The organism is Fructilactobacillus sp. X7R7C1, from assembly GCF_059901065.1.
Genome location: NZ_JBWXVF010000003.1, coordinates 212,135 through 229,498, shown reverse-complemented (window position 1 = coordinate 229,498; position 17,364 = coordinate 212,135). Strand labels below are relative to the sequence as shown.

The window sequence follows — 17,364 nt, the reverse complement described above, 5'->3', positions numbered from 1 at the left end:
GTTGTTATTCTTTTTCAAAAGAATTAAAAAGCGAATTGACTTCGCAAATGTTTAATTTTAAGTTCTACAACTTAAAATTACCTTACACTTGTAATCAAAATCTTGTTCAGTTTTCAAAGATCTACTCTGACGCAACGTCGTCTTATTGTACCTCAACGCCGCATATAATAATATACCATGTGGTTAATTTATTGTCAATAGAAAAGTTTGACTAATTTTAACCAAATTGATATGCCGCACTTGACGACAACTAATACTATACTATCTATCACAGTTAACGTCAATACTTTTTTTAAATAAACCCAAATTAATTTAAATAAGAAAAAATTAAATTCAAAAATCCTCATTTTATTGATACACTTAAATAGTTAATGACTTATATAAAAAGAGGAAAAACATGGATTTTTTTAAATTTTTAATTGACTTTATATTACACATTGATCATCACTTAATCACGATCGTAAACATGTTTGGCGATTGGACATACTTAATCTTATTTGCAATCATATTTATTGAAACTGGAGCGGTCATTTTACCTTTCCTTCCTGGAGATTCACTTTTATTTGCAGCCGCTGCCCTATCTGCTAACTCCAATTATCATCTTAGTATCTGGATATTCATCATTATCTTCTTCTTAGCATCTGCCGGTGGAGACTCCCTTAACTTCTTTATTGGAAGAAAAGTTGGAAACGCACTAACTGAACACCACTTTTTTGGTAAATTTATCAAGGAAGAAGATCTAACTCGTGCACGTGAATTCTTCGATAAATACGGTGCAATTGCCATCTTTTTGGCTAGATTCATGCCAATTATCAGAACCTTTGCCCCATTTGTAGCCGCTGGCACAGATTTCAGCTATAAAAAATTCCTTAAATACAACCTCATTGCTTGTATCAGTTGGGTACTGATTTGTTGTGGAGCTGGGTATTTCTTCGGAAATATTCCGTTCGTTCAGGAACACTTTTCACTAGTAATCATTTTGATTATCGTAATTTCACTAATTCCAGCTTTAATTGGATATCTAAAAAGCAAGATTTCTACATCGAAGTAGGTTTCAAACAAAAAGAGCCTGTCTATTAGATCTTAATCTTCTAGACAGACTCTTTTTTTAGTTGTCTTTTACCAATCCAAATTATCAAAGATAATCCCAAAAGAATAATTAAAAAAAACAACAAAAAGCACATTAAAAAATACTGATTCGGCAATACGTTAATGATTGGATCTTTCTTTGACGTAAAAACCCAATCCCGATTTCTAAAAAGAACATCATGGAAATAAATAAAAACATCTTGAAAATCCAAAACACAAAAGACTCCAAAAAAAATTATAAATAAAATCGTCATCTCTGAAAGCAACTGAAACTTCCATAACTTCTTAAAGTAAAGGAAACGAATCATAATGACAAGTAAAACCATGGATACAATTAACAATACCAAATTATTAGTTAATACCAACGCTCTTACATTGTTAAAATGTACCATTCCATTTGCCGAAATTGGAAACTGGTCCAAGCTTAATTTAGGCGCAAATGGATTCTGAATGAAACCAATCATTTTATAAAAATTACTCATTAATAATCCACTTGAAACATGAAATTGATTAGTTAAATTCAACACGGAAAATGCAACATAATAAAGCCAACTAGCATTGATAACAAAAAAAACAGCAAATGTTATTAAAAAAAGTAGTATTAAAACAAATACTACTAAATCTTTCAAACTATAAAGTATTCCATTCATCTAAGCTATTTACCTCATAAGTAGGTTGAACTTCTTTCTTTTTTACCTGTTCTCTGGTAGACACACCAGTATAAGTCAGCAAAGTATCTACTCCATCGTTAATGCCGGCCATAATATCAGTGTCATAATTATCGCCTACCATGATTACGTCTGCTTGGCTTAAATTCAATTGATCTAAAGCTTTTCTAACAATTAAGGTCTTGGGTTTGCCAATCATTACCGGCTCAACCCCTGAAGCATACCGAACTGAGTCGATAATTGAACCAGCACTTGGCAGCATCCCATATTCGCTTGGAATTCTCGCATCTGGATTAGTTCCAACAAATTTAGCTCCGTGGGCAATCCCCAGCACTGCTCGTGCTAATTTTTCATACGTCAAGTCACGATCAAGACCAACCACTACATACTCTGGATTATCTGTAAAAATATTGAAACCCATTTTCTCCATGGATTCCTTTAATCCATTTTCTCCAATAACGTATGCCGTTCTGGCTTTATCATCATGCGACTTCGCATCCTCACTAACAAAAGCAGCTGTAGCCATCCCAGAAGTATAAACGTTGTCATTTGTAACATGAATATCGTGATTAAGTGCCAAATTATGGACCACCTCACTTGGAGTCTTGGTTGAATTATTCGTAACAAATAAAAAAGGAATGTAATTTTTCTGGAGTCTCTCAATAAAACGCTTAGCCGCTGGGATTCGCTTTTTTCCTTGATAAACGGTTCCATCCAAATCAATTAAATATCCCTTGTAACTCTTCATCAAGATTTCACCTATTTCTGTCTAATGGTAAAGCCACGCTTGCCATCTCTAAAATGTTTTGATTTAAAATTATTATTTGACGTCTGATTAGCATTATGCTTGCTTGCAGTTCCTGCTTTTCTATTTTTTCCACCAGCACGTTGTCTTTTTCTACTAGTTTTATGGCTTTGATTCTTTTCCTTTTCGGCTTCCAAATTGTGTAAGACAAAGTAATTAGAACCAAAATTGGCATCCTCAATAATATAATCTGGAATTGCCGCATGACGTAAACCTTTACTAACATTTCTAAAGTCAGCATAAAAACCTTTTAGCCGTAACTGATTATATCCCCAGTCACCAACAATGTAATCAAAACGTGTCAAAATGGGATTAAATTTATTGGCAAATTCACCTAAATCAAAAGCATTTCTAATATTAGCTTCAAGAACGTACACGTGGCCATTAATGCTTAAAGTTGTTTCATCAACCTGCTTAATAGTAGCCAAGGAATCTCTCTCATCATTCCTTGTTTCAATCAAACTCTCAATTTCGTTGTGATCCATTTTACTTCCCCTCGATCGGAAACTTCTTTGCTAGATAATCACCAAAAACATCCCGCAAAGTTTCACCATAAAAAATGTTATTTTTACCCACAATGCTAATCGCCGGGAAAAACGGAATAAAACTATAATGATCAATCAAAGCAATCGTGTATTTTTTATCGGGTTCTACTAGTTGATTATGATAGAATAACTGCTTTTTATTAGTGTCGTATCGAATCCCATCATAAATGAGCCTTCCAAAATATTTTCCCCGAAAACCCATTCCTTTTTGCTCAAAACGAACTAAAAAGTCCTTGTTCTTTTCCATTTCCATAATCATTTCCCACAAGTTATAACCATAAAATTGACTTTTCATAACGTGAATTGAATGTGGTAATAATTTATGGAGTTCGTTTTTGTCAACAATTCCCTTTTTTAAATCACCTAAAAACAAACCCGTGTTCAAAACGGCAGCAGTCGTCCCAGCTTTAGCTTCAATGGCCTTTAGTCCCAAGTCAACCAGTTCATTATCATCAGTTAGTGACGTTGTCATTGTATGAGGAATGTCAGCAACCTTACTACTTGCTAAAATTCTCTCACCGCGATCTTCAAGACGCTCAATCTCTTCTGCATCTTGCACATCGGTTTCCATTTCAGATGTTTTATATACACGTGCCTTAACGTTCTCTACTCTTTTTTCAGCGTTAACGTCAAAAGTAATTTCACCGACGTAGTGGCCCCATTTCTCAGCTGCAGTTAACATGGTTTGATTAACCATTTCACCATTAACTAACAAATGATGAGTGTGACCCCCAACGATAATATTGATGTCAGGAAATGCTTTCGCAATTCTTCGATCATTGCTAATCCCTAAGTGAGAAAGCAAAATCAGAACGTCATATTGCCCCTTCCAATCATTCAAACAACGCTCAATGGTACTTTTAATTGGAAGTGAATTCCAATCCATGTATTGGTACGTGGGATAAGGTGCCGTTAAGCCCATAAAACGGACCCGAACATCATTTTTTAGCTTAAAATCACGATACGGGATCGCCCATTTTGGAAGTTGACCAGTTCTTTCATCAATCACATTATCCAAAACAACGGGAAAATTGGCATCATCATAAAGATGCGCCAGTTCGTCATGTGACATTGTTAGTGCTTCATTATTTCCAATTGTGGCAGCATCATAACCAACTGAATTCATCAATTCAATGTTGGCCTTACCAGAAGTAGCATCAGTCAGCGCGTTTGATCGGTCAATGGCGTCACCGTCATCAACTTTAAACACTCGATAACCCTGCTTTTCCAATTGTTTTGTTCTTAGTTTCATAAACCTTCTGATCTTGGGCCAATTTTCAAAATGAGAATGAAGATCATTGGTATGCAGAATTGCTACTTTATCATCCATAAAATTACTTCCTCAAAATGTTTTCTGTAACTATCGCTAATTTCTATTTTAACATCCATCAATAACTATAATCAAAAAGTCGATGACTTTAATCATCGACTTCTTTGTTTTCTCTTCTTTTATCATTTAAAACTTTAAATCCATATAGAACAAGAAGCCAAACAACCGATCCAATTAATGCGATCAATGTTTGCATTTTGAAAATTAAAACAAAAGCAACGAAGACCATAAATCCAACAACGAAAAAGTCAGAATATGGGAAAAATGGCATCTTGAAGGTAAGTTTGTTTGTCTGTTCTTGGTTAAGTGACTTGCGATATTCATAGTGTGTAATAACAATTAAAGACCAAACAAACAAGAAACAAGTGGTAGCGATACTTGAAACTAATTCAAAAACACCGTCTGGCATCAAAATGTTTAACAACACTGAAATAGCAATCACAATCGTTGAAAACAAAATTGCATTTGCAGGAATGTGCCTTTTTGAAAGCGTTCCAAGCTTCTTTGCAAATTTATTTTGGCTCTTGTCGGTTAGAGAAAATAACATTCTACCGGTAGTAAAAATAGCACTATTACAAGAAGAGGCTGCAGCGGTCAAGACCACGAAATTAATAATAGCAGCTGCTGACTTAACTCCAATGTTTGAAAACACTTGGACAAAAGGACTCGAATTTGCTGAAATGTACTGCCAAGGAAAAATACACATTAGAGCCAATAACGAACCAACATAAAAAATAATGATTCTAGTTGGGACTTCATTAATACATTTAGGAATGATTCTCTGAGGATCTTGGGTCTCTGAAGCAGTCATCCCAATCATTTCAATTCCTGCAAAACTAAAAAGAACCATTTGAAAAGAAAGGACAAATCCCGATGCACCATGGGCAAAAAAGCCATCAGAATACAAATTAGACACCTGTGCATAACCAACACTTGTCTTGTAATGCATTAAAACCAAAACAATTCCAATAATGATTAACGCCACAATGGCCACCACTTTAATCAATGCAAACCAGAATTCGGTTTCACCAAAAGCAGACACGGTGATTGAGTTCAACAAGAATAAAATCAAAATTAAGAAGGCAGCAGTTACCCACTGTGGCAGGTCAGGAAACCAAAACTTCATGTATAGACCAGCAGCGGTTACTTCTGCCATTGCAATGGCAATCCAGCAAAACCAGTAGGTCCAGCCTGCCACAAAACCAGTTCTTTCTCCTAGGTACTTATTAATAAATTCAATGAACGAAACACTATTCGTATTTGAAAGTAGTAATTCACCAAGTGCTCTCATTAAGAAAAAGCAAGCAACTCCAGCAATTATATATGCAATGATAATGGATGGACCAGCCAAATGAATTGATTGACCAGCTCCTAAAAACAATCCGGTTCCAATGGTCCCGCCTAGTGCCATTAATTGAACGTGACGACTTTTAAGTCCACGTGACATTTGGTTTTCATTATTTGTATTTTTTTCCAACAAAAACATCCTTTCTTTACGTATGCCTACATTATACACGGATACGTGAAGCTGTTTGCTACTTTTTATGGAAATTATACAGATATTTTGTAAGAAAAACTACCAAAATTTCAAAAAAGGTTAAATCAATGACATAAAAAAGAAATCTTGGATTTACCAAGATTTCTTTTAGGTTATTTACTTGCATTCTTTTCCTTTTCAAGTCGCTGAACATCAAGGGCAATCATCAATTCTTCGTTGGTTGGTACCAAAAGGGTTTTAATCTTTGAGCCATCAGCACTCAAATCTCTAACCACCCCACGCACATTGTTCTTTTCTTTATCAACGCCAATCCCGAAGTATGACAATTGATCAGTAACTTCTTGTCTAACGGTAATACTATTTTCACCAACTCCAGCAGTGAACACAATTGCATCAGCACCACCAAGTTCAGCTAGGTAGGATCCAATGTATCTAACAATTCGATTAACATAGATTTGACGGGCAATTCTAGCACGATGATTAGTCTTTTGAGCAGCCTCAACCTCACGCATATCAGCAGAGACACCCGAAATACCAAGTAATCCAGACTTAGTGTTTAAGACTTTAATCATATCGTTGATATCTGTCATTCCTTCTTTTTCCATAACGTAGGCCAAAAGAGAAGGATCAACATCACCTGAACGCGTAGCCATGGTTAAACCAGTAACTGGGGTAAATCCCATCGATGTGTCATAGGACTTACCGTTCTTAACGGCACAAATTGAAGCCCCCGCACCTAAATGCATGATAATCATCTTTAAATCTTCTACGGGTTTACCCATTAACTCAGCTGCTCTTTGAGAGACATAGCGATAACTAATCCCGTGGAATCCATATTTACGAGCCGTATATTTTTCGTAGTACTCATAAGGAAGACTGTACAGATAATTTTTCTCGGGGATGGTTTGATGAAATGATGTATCAAAGACGGCAACGCTAGTCACATTTGGAAGCACCTTTTCAAATGCCTTAATTCCTAGAACGTTGGCTGGCTCATGCAGGGGTGCCAATTCATCCAAACTTTCGATCTTTTTGAGAACTTCAGGAGTAATGATTACCGATTGATCAAAATATTCTCCCCCGGCAACGACTCGATGTCCAACTCCGGTAATTTCGTTATAGTCGTTGATAATATCAAGATCGAGTAATTGATCTAACAAAATTTGGATTGCTTGTTCATGATCCTTAACATCTAATGTTTCCTCAAATTTCTTCCCATCATCATATTTAATTTCAACATGTGATTTTGGTAAGCCAATCCTTTCAATTAAACCTTCTCCAAGAACTTCTTCTTCTGGCATTTTAAACAACTTAAACTTTAAAGTCGAACTACCAGCATTAATTGCAATAATCTTACCCATGAGTAATCTCCTTAATTTCAACTATTTCTTCAATAAATCGTTTTCTTCCCAATCAACAATCTCAGCCATGAACTTTTGAAAGGCAGTCGTATCCTTAAACGAAGGAAACTCTCCTAACATCACTTTTTGAACTTGGTGACTATCTCCACCACGATTCTGCAAAATTAAAATGGCTTTTTGAGCACTTTTATCCCCAAACAACTCTTGGGGTAAATTCAGTACTCCCTGTAAATAAACCGAATCTTGAAACCACTTCAAAAGTCCCTTTGCTTCACTCGTTTCAAAAAGATTGCTTGGAACTAGGAACACTCCAAATCCAGCAGGCTTTAAGTAATTCATTGACTGCTCAATCAATAAATGATGAACATATGAATGACCAGATTGTGACCGCGTCGCATAACTTTTTGTCTTTTCATCAATTGGATAATAACCAACTGGGAGATCAGAGACAACTAAATCAACCTTAGGAACCAACAGATGTTCAATACTATCCTGCTGAATTAGTTCAACATCTAAATCTTGCATTTCAGAACTAATACTAGCAATTGAAATCATTGAATCATCATTATCGATTCCATATCCCTTAACAGTATCATGAAGTGAATCGTGTAGCTGATTCATGACCGCTGTAAGTAAATTCCCAGTTCCAACTGCTGGATCAAGGATGCTCACGCTAGACTTGTGTTCATAAATCCGCGTAACTATGTATCCCATGATGTAAGCGATTGTATCAGGAGTTATTTGATGATTTGCCTGAATCTTATCTTCTTTAGTAGCTTTGATCATAACCATTTGAATAGCACGTCTAATCGATTCATTATCCATCTTTTTATAGTCAACCGTTTGATACAACTTAGTCAGTTCATCAACAACGTTGGATTTCGGAATACCATCCTCGACCCGAACGATATTGTTATCAATCATATTATCGGCGGTTTCGATGAAAGCGTCTAGATACGAAGTACCTAACGCCTGACTCAAGACTTTACTGGATTGATCAAAAACTTGAAACAATGATATTGATTCTTTCTCAGACAGAATATCAACCCCTCTTCTTATATATCTAGGGTTAATATTACCAGAATTCACGCATATTATTCAAGATTTCTCATTTATCTATTAGAATTATTCAATTCTTTCGTTAGTCTTTGATATTTTGCGGTTCGAATATGATTATTTTGAATTTGAAAATTAATCTTTTGGTAACGATAAACAACTATTCCAGACAAAAAAGTTAAAAACAAAATTGCAACTAACGTTAAACTCCCGCTTCTCTTACAGGTGACTTTTGGCTTCATAATTGACCCCATTAATTCTAATTTGACTAGTTAATATATGATGATGTAATGACCAAGATGCCTTACTAACGTTTAATATGATTGGAATATGTCCACCATTTACTCCACGCAATCGAACCATGTCATGATAATGTTCCATTATATATTCCTTATTTTCCTTCTTACTCTTTAATTTAATGGCATCTTTAGTGACTTTAATCATCTTAAACTGATAATCAGGTGACTCAATCACATCAAGATAACGATAAAAGGTTCCCTGATTATCACTCCACTTTTCCTTTTGAATTAATTGACTAGTAATCATAATCAAGCTAAATGCTAACGAGACCAACAAAAGTGAACAAATGGACTCAATCAACGAAAAGCCGGCTCGATCATTTATATTTTTTAAGTAATTCACGTTCATAATTCATCCTAACCTGATGTGTTTCATACTGACTTTTTCTTAAGCAATGATATTCAAAATCATTAACGTTTAAATAAAAGATCACACCACTACAAATCAGAATTAGACCAACTAAAGAGTCAATCAACGTAAATCCAAGTCTAATTTTATTTAATAGTCTCAAGATGATATGCACCCCATCCAAGTTGAATTTTTTGTAAAATCGTTTTCTTTTGGTTTTGCGAATACCATCGAATTGTTTGCGGTTTAACGTATCCATCACTTTTGATCTCAATATCATGATAACTTTTAACGCTTAATCCCTTTGGCATCCTAATTATCTTATCTTTTTGTTTCGATTTGCCGCACTTAGCAAACACCACTTCATCATCTGGATAAAACAATACGTCCGTTGAATGATGACTATTCTGTGACTCTAGTAACGCGTCGTTCCACCCTGAGTCTAAAGTTTGAAAAAAGCGTTCCTCTTTACCCTCAAAAAATCCCAAATAGTTTCCGGCAACCAAGGTGATCCCTAAAATAAGGGATGTTAAAAACAAAACGAGGAGACTTTCCACTAACGTAAAACCCACTTGATTATCTTTGAACAGCATGATTTTTTACTACGACCACTCTTTCCACTTGAGCTTGTTTAGCCTGCTTACTCGTTAAATAATGGCTTCTAACTAACTTGTTAATGGTTACATTTCCGTCATGCTTTTCGTCTTCATAAGCATCGATTTGAGTTTGAATAACCGACACCATCGCCGATCCATGAATTTTTTTGGCGTGATCCTTTTGATTGCTTAAGTTCGGAATAATAATTAGAACCAGTAGCGAGATAATGAATAAGACAATTGTCATTTCAATTAGTGTGAATCCTTTTCTCTTCATTAGTAAATTCCTTTCATTGAGTTATACATTGGCAGTAACATCTGCAAGTAAGCACCCACAATTAGGATGCCGATCACCGCAAATGAAATCGGCTGGATTAACTTAATCAGTAAATTCGACTTTTTGATCATGTCTTTAAAGCTGAGCTGACTTAAAGCTTTTAAATTTTGGGCTAATTCAGACTGAGTACTTCCATTTGATAGAAACACAATCATTTCCTCAGAAACAAAGGAATAATGAGCTAAACTTGCTCCAAAACTAAGTCCATTGTTAAAACCATCTTGCATGGTCTTCCCAACATCATATAGAAGACTCTGATGATCAAATTTTAATAAACTAAAAACAACTTGTTTTAAGTCCAATCCTCCTTTGATCATTAGCGCAAAGTTGGAGGTCACAAAATATTGGTAATATGACTTAAACAATGAACCAAGTAATGGGATCTTTACCAACAAATTAATTCGATCAATACACTTTTTATTTTTAAAACTTTGATAACCAAAAATTCCCGCCACAAGCGCCATGAATATTAATCCATAAACGACATATTGAATAAAATGACTTCCATTAGAAGCTGATTTACCGGTTAAATCAGCAGTTTGGGGCATGATCACAAACCTAACTGCAAAAATAATACTAAACAAGACCACAAACAAAAATGCTGGATAAATTACAACTCCCTTAATCTTTTCATTTTGAGCAATTCTTAACTTTAAGAACTCCCCGACCTCTTTCATCTCATTAATCAAATCTCCATGTTTATCGGCAATTTCTAATTGGTAATAAATTGATTCACTCAAAAAGAATCTCATCGATTCTGGCAGCGAATTCCCGTCCTCCAAACTTTGCATGATCCTAGTAACTATTTTCTGATTTTTTGTTGACACCACTTTAATAAACTTCAAGCTTTGTTGGATAGAAAATCCCATCAATAAAAGGTCTCCCAAGGTTGAGAACAAGAATGACTGTTGTTTAAGGGAAACACATTTACCCGTAATAGTATTCATCTTTAACTTTTTCACTAATTATTCCTTTCCTCGAAAGCTCATCAATTCGATTCTTCCAATCATTCATATCGTCTTTTAATAGCGCATGATCACCAAATTTATCTTTAATAGTCATAAGAGTCTTAGTCTTCTTTGAAACGGTTGGTATTAATCGTTGATACACCACTAAATTCAAAGCTGATTTGATTCTTTCATAATCAACCCCGAGCTCTAGCAATCTTTGAATTGTTCCTTCAGGAGACCTTGCATGAACTGTGCTTAGCACTAAATGTCCCGATAGAGCCGCCGAGATTGCCACTTCGGCCGTTTGATGATCACGAATCTCACCAATTATAAAAACATCAGGACGTTGTCTTAATCCCACTTTAAGTAAATCAGCGTAAGTCATTTGGGCCCGATCATTAACCTCAAGTTGTAAAAAATTTTCTTCATAAATTTCAACTGGATCTTCAATTGTCATCACGATCTGATTTTTACTAATGCTTCTAACGATTCGATAAATCGTGGTCGTCTTACCAGAACCAGTAGGACCAGCAAACAAAAGTAAACCACGTTTTTTACAAGAGGACTCGATCTTTTGAATTTGATCAGCATAAAAAAAGCCACTATCGACATGATTACTGTCATAGATAATCCTAATTACCATTGATTCATCTTGACTGAAATTACCCACCGATGATAATCGTAAACGTAATTTTTGACCTTTGATTACATAGTCCATCGATCCTAATTGGGGCCTGCGATTATCCGTAACCGACATCCCACTTTGATATTTACAATATGAAATGACTTTTTTAGCCATGTCTTTGCTCAAATCCGTAATTTGAATCGTCCGAACGGCCGTATGAACCTTGATACAATAGTCTTTTTCCTTAGGTAAAATAAAAACATCCGAAGCTTGTCGTTGAACTGCAAATTCCATAATATTGTTCAACCATTGTGTCACTTTCACTTTAATCACATCCTTCATAACTAAATACGAAAAAAAGATGCAATCTAATTAAAGATTGCATCTTTTATAAACTAATTTAATTATTTAGCTTGATTAGGTAATACAGCAGCTTCATAAACATCTTGAACATCATCGTTATCTTCTAATTCATCAATTAGACCACTGTACTGTTCAACTTTATCTGAAGGAACTTCTGTCGTATTCTGTGGAATCAACTTAACTTCGGCATCCAATTTGTATCCTGCATCTTGTAATGCATCACGAACATTAGCCATGCTAGCAGGATCAGTAAGAATTTGATACTCATCATCCGTTGATTTCATATCATCAGCACCAGCATCCAACGCTGCCATCAACATACTATCCTCGTCGTCATCAGTATCTGACTTTGAAATCGTAATAAGACCCTTTCGGTCAAACATATATGAGACCGATCCGTCAGTTCCAAGAGAACCACCATGATGAGTGAAAGCTGAACGAATAGCAGCAGCGGTTCGGTTTTTATTATCGGTTAAAGCAGAAACCATAACGGCAGTCCCACCAGGTCCATAACCTTCATATGTTACTTCTTCAAATTTAGCTCCACCAACTCCTGAAGCCTTGTCAATTGCTCGTTGAACGTTATCTTTTGGCATGTTTGCTTCACGAGCTTTTTCCATTTCTAGTCTTAATTGAGGATTTCCTTCGGGATCACTTCCACCAGCTTTTGCAGCTTGATATAAGTTACGTGAGATCTTCTGGAAAATCTTTCCACGCTTAGCATCTTGGGCGTTCTTTCGTCCTTGAATGTTATGCCACTTTGAATGTCCTGACATGATCACAACTCCTCTCTCTTTAAACATATTAACTCTACAATTATATCAATTTGTGGCCTTAGTATCAAGCATAGTTCTATTTGGTCGATTCACGCTTCTTTAATCCAAAGGGTAAAAAGACCTTGTTTTCATCAATTTCTTCATTATTCATCAACTTGGTTAAGAGTCGCATGGCAACAGCTCCAACATCATAAAGCGGCTGAGTAATAGTTGACATAGTTGGTCTAGTCATCTCAGTCAGTTTAGTATCATTACTAGTGGCCAGTTCAAATTCCCCGGGAACACTGACACCGTCATCGGTCATTGAGTTCATCACCCCAGCAGCCATATCATCATCGGTAACAATTGCCGCAGTTACTTCATTCTTTTTTAGTTGCTCTCTTAAAGCATATCCACCAGAATAGCTTACATCGGTCTCAAATAATAATGCTTTCTCAAACGGAATTCCAGCATCTGAAAGCGCGTCTTTATACCCTTTTAACCTGAAATCTTTATTAATCGATCGGTTTAAGGGTCCGGAGATAAAAGCAATACGATCGTTCCCGTTACTAATCAAATGGGTAACCTCGGAATACACGGCTTGGCGATAATCAATGTTCACACTAGGAATCTTACCACTAGCATCAACTGAACCTGCCAAAACAACTGGGGCGTGTGACTTTTTAAATTCAGTCCGAAGTTCATCAGAAATTTCATTTCCCATAAATACAATTCCATCAACTTGCTTGGCTTGCAATGTATTCATTGAAGTGAGTTCACGCTGATTGTTCCCATCCGAATTAGTCAAGATAATATTGTACTTATACATCGTTGCTATATCGTCAATCCCGCGTGCAAGCGAAGCAAAATAGGTATTGGTAACGTTGGGGATAATAACTCCAACCGTCGTTGACTTTTTGCTTGCTAGTCCCCTAGCAACTGCGTTAGGTCGATAGTCAAGTTTATCAATGACACTCAAAACCTTTTGTTTGGTAGCATCTTTCACATTCTGATTCCCATTTACTACCCTTGAGACAGTTGCCATTGAAACATTGGCTTCACGAGCTACATCATAAATTGTCACATTTTGTTTTTTCAAATTTGGTTTCTCCTATTATGTACTACTAGACCATTAATTATTATAAATATATCAAAGTAAAAGAACTCATTCAAGTGAAATCGGTTACATTTTGAGGCAAAAAAAACCGGACTACCGTCCGATTTGGGTAAATAAATTACTTTTCGTGATGTTCGTGAATTGGATAAATTGTTTCTGCTCGATCTTGATCACTAAAGGCATCATCAGGATCAATCACAATGTCATCAGATTCTTTTTCTTTAGCAAGATCATCTAATTCATTTCTAGGAGCAGGATGTTCATCAACGTTCGCCCTTAATGAATTAACAGCCTCTTGCAAATCAGATAACTTATCCCCCAGTGATTCATTTACTTTTTGCACTGAGTCTTTAGCATCATCCATCTTATCTGAAGCAAGATCCTTAAGGTCTTCAGCAGTGTCATTTGCGTAATAAACGTAATCTAGTGCACGATCTTTAACATCTTCAGTGGTATCAAGAAGAAAGTCTTTGATCTCACGCTTTCTCGATTCATCTAATAGTTTGTATGCTACAAATGCAGCAGTTCCGCCGATTACTGATCCTAAAAGCATTCCCTTTTTAAAATTCATAACCAATCCACCCCTTAATTTGTTCCTTCAGAATTTTTGTCGCGTTTGGAGAATAATCTACCAATCATTTTACCAGCAAAAGTCAAAGCCGAAGTCTTGGCTAACAAACCACTCTTTGATCTAACTTTTTCAGTTGCAGTTCTGGTTGCTTCATTTAAGTCTGAAACACTAACACCTAAATCAGCAGCCGCCTGAAAAACTGGGTCAACTTGATCCAACTTTGAGTTAACGTTATTTAACAATGTATTTGAAATCACCATAATCTGCTCACACTCTTTGCTAATATGATTTGCATCATTAGTAAGACTATCAACATTTTCACTTAAGTCTTTAACCGTTTTTGATAAACGGACCAAAAACAAGCATAAAAATACAACTAATACTAAAAAAGCAATTGCAGCAATTAGCGCTGCTAACTCACCAATCCCCATTTAATTATCCTCCTAATGGCTTCTTCTCCATTTAGAATAGCATTATCTAACCCATATGACAATTTAAAAAGCTTAATTTTATTTGGGTCTCGTCTCTGTTAAAATGTTGATAATCGAAAAATTAGGAGCGGAGGACATTATGAACATATTTATCCAATTAGTGGCTAACGGAGCTAACGCTTCATCAGCCCTTAAATCAGGATCCGTTGAAAACGTAGCAAATCCATCGTTTTTAACTAAGTATTTTAGAAGTTTTGACTGGGCTAAAATATTCTCTAATCTTACTACCAAGATTATCAGCATTATCTTAGTTTCAATTTTATTCTTAATTATAATAAGAGTTGGAAGAAGATTTATTAAACACTATTTTAACAAACGTCAAAATGATATCTCGCAAAAACAGGATAAATTGCCCAAAATAACCGGAACGTCAGAACCCATTGCTGCCAGACGAAATAAAACGATGTACACCCTTACCACCAACATTTACTACTACACCGTCGTTTTCTTCTGGTTATATTCACTATTGTCAATGATTGGAATCCCAGTTGGAACGTTACTCGCAGGAGCCGGAATCTTCAGTTTAGCAATTGGACTTGGAGCACAAGGATTCGTCAGTGATATTGTTAGTGGCTTTTTTATCCTAGCTGAACATCAAATCGACGTGGGGGAACGCGTTATTATTAACAATATTGAGGGGTACGTTAAAGCCGTTGGGCTTCGCACGACTCAAATCACAAGTATCAATGGAACTTTAAATTTCATCCCTAATCGTAGTATCACCACCGTTTCCAACCTTTCCCGTGGAGAAATGATGACCATCATCAATATTCGAATTACTCCTGAAACCCCAATCCACAAGGTCGAAGATATCATTGCTAAAGTTAACGAAGAAAAGTGTCCCAATGACCCTGACATTGTTGGTAAACCAGTCATCTTCGGGACTAACTTCTTACAAGATGGCTCGCTTGCAATCTCCGTTTTCTTACACACTAAGAATGAACGTGAATTCGACGTTAACGCTGAATATCTAGGAGCATACCTGACTGCTATTAATAAGGCCGGAATTAATCTTCCACTTTCACCTTTAGTGGTGCCAGAACCACCACAAAGCACAAACTAAAAAAGAGCCTATCACTAATCGTGATAGGCTCTTTTTTACCACCAATCTTCAATTACACTAGTTAACTTACGCAAAGCATTGCCACGAGCACTGTAGTGATTCTTTTGGGCGTCCGTTAACTCCGCCAAAGTTTTACCAACGTCAGGAAGATAAAAGAGAGGATCATAACCAAATCCATTTGTCCCTTTTGGAGTTTCTACAATCTGACCGTTAACTCTTCCCACAACCACTAGTTGTTTACCATCCGGTCTTCTCACAATCAGTGTTGTATTAAAATGGGCGGAACGATCCTTTTGACCCGCCATGTTCTTTAACAATTTAGCTTTATTAGCCTCATCATTATGATCGCCAGCATAACGCGCTGAGTGAACTCCGGGCGCTCCACCTAAAGCATTAACCACCAAACCTGAATCATCAGCTAACACCGGCAAATTTAAGTAGTCAGAGACGACCCTGGCTTTAATACTTGCATTCTCTTCAAAGGTTGAACCATTCTCATCAATCGGTGGAACATCTTCAAAATCATTAATTGATTTCACGGTTAAGCCTAATTTTGAAAGCATCTCCGAAAACTCATTGATTTTACCAGGATTTTTTGAGGCAAGAACAATTTGATTATTTTTCATCAGTATTTCTCCAATTGTTTAACAGGAATCAACTTAGCATCAATATCAGTATGCAACCAGTTTTTACCCACTTTATCAAATCTTTCAACATCGGCAGTGGTGTAAAAACAATCACTAGGCGATTCCACGTTTGCTAGTTCACCCTTTTGTTTTAATTCATTTTTAACAGCATTAACCGTTTCATACCCAGGATTAACCAAAGTAACATCGGGACCCATCACATCCGCAATTAAGTCCGCAATAATTGGAAAGTGAGTACAACCTAACACTAATGTATCAATGCCACTATCCTTAAACGGTTTCAAACCGTCAATAATCGTTTTCTTAGCAGTCGAACTTTGATAATCACCACTCTCAACAAGTGGAATAAAATCTGGACACGCCACTTCTTTCACAGTGATATTAGAATCAATGCCTTTAATGGTATCTCGATAAGAGTGACTAGTAACCGTGCCCTTGGTTGCAATCACACCAATTTTTTGATTTTTAGTTTTTTTAACTGCAGCTAAGCTTCCCGGTTCAATAACTCCAATCACGGGAATTGGAAGGATCTTTCTTAAATACGAAAGAGCTGCTGCCGTGGCAGTATTACAAGCAATCACCATCATCTTAGCGCCTTGATCAACAAAAAAACTCCCGATCTCAGCTGAGTACTTGCGAACCTCATCTGCGGTTTTTTCGCCGTAAGGAAGTCGTGCTTCGTCTCCAAGATAAATCATGTTTTCATGTGGTAATTTTGAAAGTGCCACTTTTGCAACTGTCATTCCACCAATTCCAGAATCCATATAAGCTACTGGTGATGATTTCATATTATCCCTCCTATTAACTTCAAATCTAATTATGGCGTTTTTTTAAATTTAGTTCAAGTTG

At 36.2% G+C, this 17,364-nt stretch carries 20 protein-coding genes; 2 read left to right on the top strand and 18 right to left on the bottom strand.

Annotation, left to right across the window (positions count from 1 at the left end; translation table 11 throughout):
* Window positions 1-397 precede the first annotated feature (397 nt).
* Complete coding sequence (locus AC6UDC_RS05985) at window positions 398-1,051, top strand: VTT domain-containing protein (RefSeq protein WP_500694417.1); 654 nt, start codon at window positions 398-400, stop codon at window positions 1,049-1,051.
* A 40-nt stretch (window positions 1,052-1,091) separates the two neighbouring features.
* On the opposite strand, the gene AC6UDC_RS05980 is transcribed toward AC6UDC_RS05985, so the two are convergent.
* From AC6UDC_RS05980 to AC6UDC_RS05905, 16 genes are all read right to left on the bottom strand, one after another.
* Entirely contained in the window at window positions 1,092-1,739 is a 648-nt protein-coding gene (locus tag AC6UDC_RS05980; RefSeq protein ID WP_500721748.1) for a TIGR01906 family membrane protein, read from the bottom strand.
* Complete coding sequence (locus tag AC6UDC_RS05975) at window positions 1,720-2,505, bottom strand: TIGR01457 family HAD-type hydrolase (RefSeq protein ID WP_500721746.1); 786 nt, start codon at window positions 2,503-2,505, stop codon at window positions 1,720-1,722. Before AC6UDC_RS05975 ends, AC6UDC_RS05980 begins: the two co-directional genes overlap by 20 nt.
* A gap of 11 nt (window positions 2,506-2,516) precedes the next feature.
* On the bottom strand, window positions 2,517-3,047 hold the full coding sequence (locus AC6UDC_RS05970; protein ID WP_500696897.1) for a YutD family protein: 531 nt from the start codon (window positions 3,045-3,047) through the stop codon (window positions 2,517-2,519).
* A 1-nt stretch (window position 3,048) separates the two neighbouring features.
* A complete protein-coding gene (locus tag AC6UDC_RS05965) occupies window positions 3,049-4,437 on the bottom strand; it encodes a bifunctional metallophosphatase/5'-nucleotidase (RefSeq protein ID WP_500721743.1) in 1,389 nt (462 codons plus the stop codon).
* An 88-nt stretch (window positions 4,438-4,525) separates the two neighbouring features.
* On the bottom strand, window positions 4,526-5,923 hold the full coding sequence (locus AC6UDC_RS05960) for an amino acid permease (protein ID WP_500696105.1): 1,398 nt from the start codon (window positions 5,921-5,923) through the stop codon (window positions 4,526-4,528).
* Between the two features lie 164 nt (window positions 5,924-6,087).
* Complete coding sequence (locus AC6UDC_RS05955) at window positions 6,088-7,296, bottom strand: acetate/propionate family kinase (RefSeq protein WP_500707384.1); 1,209 nt, start codon at window positions 7,294-7,296, stop codon at window positions 6,088-6,090.
* A 21-nt stretch (window positions 7,297-7,317) separates the two neighbouring features.
* Window positions 7,318-8,310 (bottom strand): class I SAM-dependent methyltransferase, encoded by a 993-nt coding sequence (locus AC6UDC_RS05950; protein WP_500701311.1) that lies wholly within the window; start codon window positions 8,308-8,310, stop codon window positions 7,318-7,320.
* Between the two features lie 261 nt (window positions 8,311-8,571).
* A complete protein-coding gene (locus tag AC6UDC_RS05945; RefSeq protein WP_500721740.1) occupies window positions 8,572-8,994 on the bottom strand; it encodes a competence type IV pilus minor pilin ComGF in 423 nt (140 codons plus the stop codon).
* A 152-nt stretch (window positions 8,995-9,146) separates the two neighbouring features.
* On the bottom strand, window positions 9,147-9,593 hold the full coding sequence (locus tag AC6UDC_RS05940) for a hypothetical protein (RefSeq protein WP_500699838.1): 447 nt from the start codon (window positions 9,591-9,593) through the stop codon (window positions 9,147-9,149).
* Window positions 9,577-9,873, bottom strand: a complete 297-nt coding sequence (gene comGC / locus AC6UDC_RS05935; RefSeq protein ID WP_500696102.1) for a competence type IV pilus major pilin ComGC — start codon at window positions 9,871-9,873, stop codon at window positions 9,577-9,579. The genes AC6UDC_RS05940 and comGC overlap by 17 nt, the downstream gene beginning before the upstream one ends.
* Entirely contained in the window at window positions 9,873-10,880 is a 1,008-nt protein-coding gene (locus AC6UDC_RS05930) for a type II secretion system F family protein (protein WP_500707389.1), read from the bottom strand. Before AC6UDC_RS05930 ends, comGC begins: the two co-directional genes overlap by 1 nt.
* The gene (gene comGA, locus AC6UDC_RS05925; RefSeq protein ID WP_500699837.1) at window positions 10,861-11,832 is read right to left on the bottom strand and encodes a competence type IV pilus ATPase ComGA; all 972 of its coding nucleotides are present in this window, start codon (window positions 11,830-11,832) and stop codon (window positions 10,861-10,863) included. Before comGA ends, AC6UDC_RS05930 begins: the two co-directional genes overlap by 20 nt.
* A gap of 80 nt (window positions 11,833-11,912) precedes the next feature.
* Complete coding sequence (locus tag AC6UDC_RS05920) at window positions 11,913-12,647, bottom strand: YebC/PmpR family DNA-binding transcriptional regulator (RefSeq protein WP_500707383.1); 735 nt, start codon at window positions 12,645-12,647, stop codon at window positions 11,913-11,915.
* 76 nt (window positions 12,648-12,723) lie between these two features.
* Window positions 12,724-13,725, bottom strand: a complete 1,002-nt coding sequence (gene ccpA / locus AC6UDC_RS05915) for a catabolite control protein A (protein ID WP_500694406.1) — start codon at window positions 13,723-13,725, stop codon at window positions 12,724-12,726.
* A 136-nt stretch (window positions 13,726-13,861) separates the two neighbouring features.
* On the bottom strand, window positions 13,862-14,314 hold the full coding sequence (locus AC6UDC_RS05910) for a YtxH domain-containing protein (protein ID WP_500696099.1): 453 nt from the start codon (window positions 14,312-14,314) through the stop codon (window positions 13,862-13,864).
* Window positions 14,315-14,328: 14 nt separating this feature from the next.
* Complete coding sequence (locus tag AC6UDC_RS05905; protein WP_500696098.1) at window positions 14,329-14,745, bottom strand: DUF948 domain-containing protein; 417 nt, start codon at window positions 14,743-14,745, stop codon at window positions 14,329-14,331.
* Between the two features lie 139 nt (window positions 14,746-14,884).
* On the opposite strand from AC6UDC_RS05905, the gene AC6UDC_RS05900 reads away from it, so the two are divergent.
* On the top strand, window positions 14,885-15,868 hold the full coding sequence (locus tag AC6UDC_RS05900) for a mechanosensitive ion channel family protein (protein WP_500696097.1): 984 nt from the start codon (window positions 14,885-14,887) through the stop codon (window positions 15,866-15,868).
* Between the two features lie 35 nt (window positions 15,869-15,903).
* Here the strand turns inward: AC6UDC_RS05900 and AC6UDC_RS05895 are convergent, their stop codons facing one another.
* Both AC6UDC_RS05895 and murI read right to left on the bottom strand, forming a co-directional pair.
* The gene (locus AC6UDC_RS05895) at window positions 15,904-16,494 is read right to left on the bottom strand and encodes an XTP/dITP diphosphatase (protein ID WP_500696095.1); all 591 of its coding nucleotides are present in this window, start codon (window positions 16,492-16,494) and stop codon (window positions 15,904-15,906) included.
* Window positions 16,494-17,303: a glutamate racemase gene (gene murI, locus AC6UDC_RS05890; protein ID WP_500721737.1), complete on the bottom strand. Its 810-nt coding sequence runs from the start codon at window positions 17,301-17,303 to the stop codon at window positions 16,494-16,496. Before murI ends, AC6UDC_RS05895 begins: the two co-directional genes overlap by 1 nt.
* Window positions 17,304-17,364 lie beyond the last annotated feature (61 nt).

What these genes read in the sequence shown, in the direction of transcription:
- AC6UDC_RS05985 (WP_500694417.1), top strand. Translation starts at nt 398, where the DNA reads ATGGATTTTTTTAAATTTTTAATTGACTTTATATTACACATTGATCAT.
- AC6UDC_RS05980 (WP_500721748.1), bottom strand. Translation starts at nt 1,739, where the DNA reads ATGAATGGAATACTTTATAGTTTGAAAGATTTAGTAGTATTTGTTTTA.
- AC6UDC_RS05975 (WP_500721746.1), bottom strand. Translation starts at nt 2,505, where the DNA reads ATGAAGAGTTACAAGGGATATTTAATTGATTTGGATGGAACCGTTTAT.
- AC6UDC_RS05970 (WP_500696897.1), bottom strand. Translation starts at nt 3,047, where the DNA reads ATGGATCACAACGAAATTGAGAGTTTGATTGAAACAAGGAATGATGAG.
- AC6UDC_RS05965 (WP_500721743.1), bottom strand. Translation starts at nt 4,437, where the DNA reads ATGGATGATAAAGTAGCAATTCTGCATACCAATGATCTTCATTCTCAT.
- AC6UDC_RS05960 (WP_500696105.1), bottom strand. Translation starts at nt 5,923, where the DNA reads ATGTTTTTGTTGGAAAAAAATACAAATAATGAAAACCAAATGTCACGT.
- AC6UDC_RS05955 (WP_500707384.1), bottom strand. Translation starts at nt 7,296, where the DNA reads ATGGGTAAGATTATTGCAATTAATGCTGGTAGTTCGACTTTAAAGTTT.
- AC6UDC_RS05940 (WP_500699838.1), bottom strand. Translation starts at nt 9,593, where the DNA reads ATGCTGTTCAAAGATAATCAAGTGGGTTTTACGTTAGTGGAAAGTCTC.
- comGC (WP_500696102.1), bottom strand. Translation starts at nt 9,873, where the DNA reads ATGAAGAGAAAAGGATTCACACTAATTGAAATGACAATTGTCTTATTC.
- AC6UDC_RS05930 (WP_500707389.1), bottom strand. Translation starts at nt 10,880, where the DNA reads ATGAATACTATTACGGGTAAATGTGTTTCCCTTAAACAACAGTCATTC.
- AC6UDC_RS05920 (WP_500707383.1), bottom strand. Translation starts at nt 12,647, where the DNA reads ATGTCAGGACATTCAAAGTGGCATAACATTCAAGGACGAAAGAACGCC.
- AC6UDC_RS05910 (WP_500696099.1), bottom strand. Translation starts at nt 14,314, where the DNA reads ATGAATTTTAAAAAGGGAATGCTTTTAGGATCAGTAATCGGCGGAACT.
- AC6UDC_RS05905 (WP_500696098.1), bottom strand. Translation starts at nt 14,745, where the DNA reads ATGGGGATTGGTGAGTTAGCAGCGCTAATTGCTGCAATTGCTTTTTTA.
- AC6UDC_RS05900 (WP_500696097.1), top strand. Translation starts at nt 14,885, where the DNA reads ATGAACATATTTATCCAATTAGTGGCTAACGGAGCTAACGCTTCATCA.
- AC6UDC_RS05895 (WP_500696095.1), bottom strand. Translation starts at nt 16,494, where the DNA reads ATGAAAAATAATCAAATTGTTCTTGCCTCAAAAAATCCTGGTAAAATC.
- murI (WP_500721737.1), bottom strand. Translation starts at nt 17,303, where the DNA reads ATGAAATCATCACCAGTAGCTTATATGGATTCTGGAATTGGTGGAATG.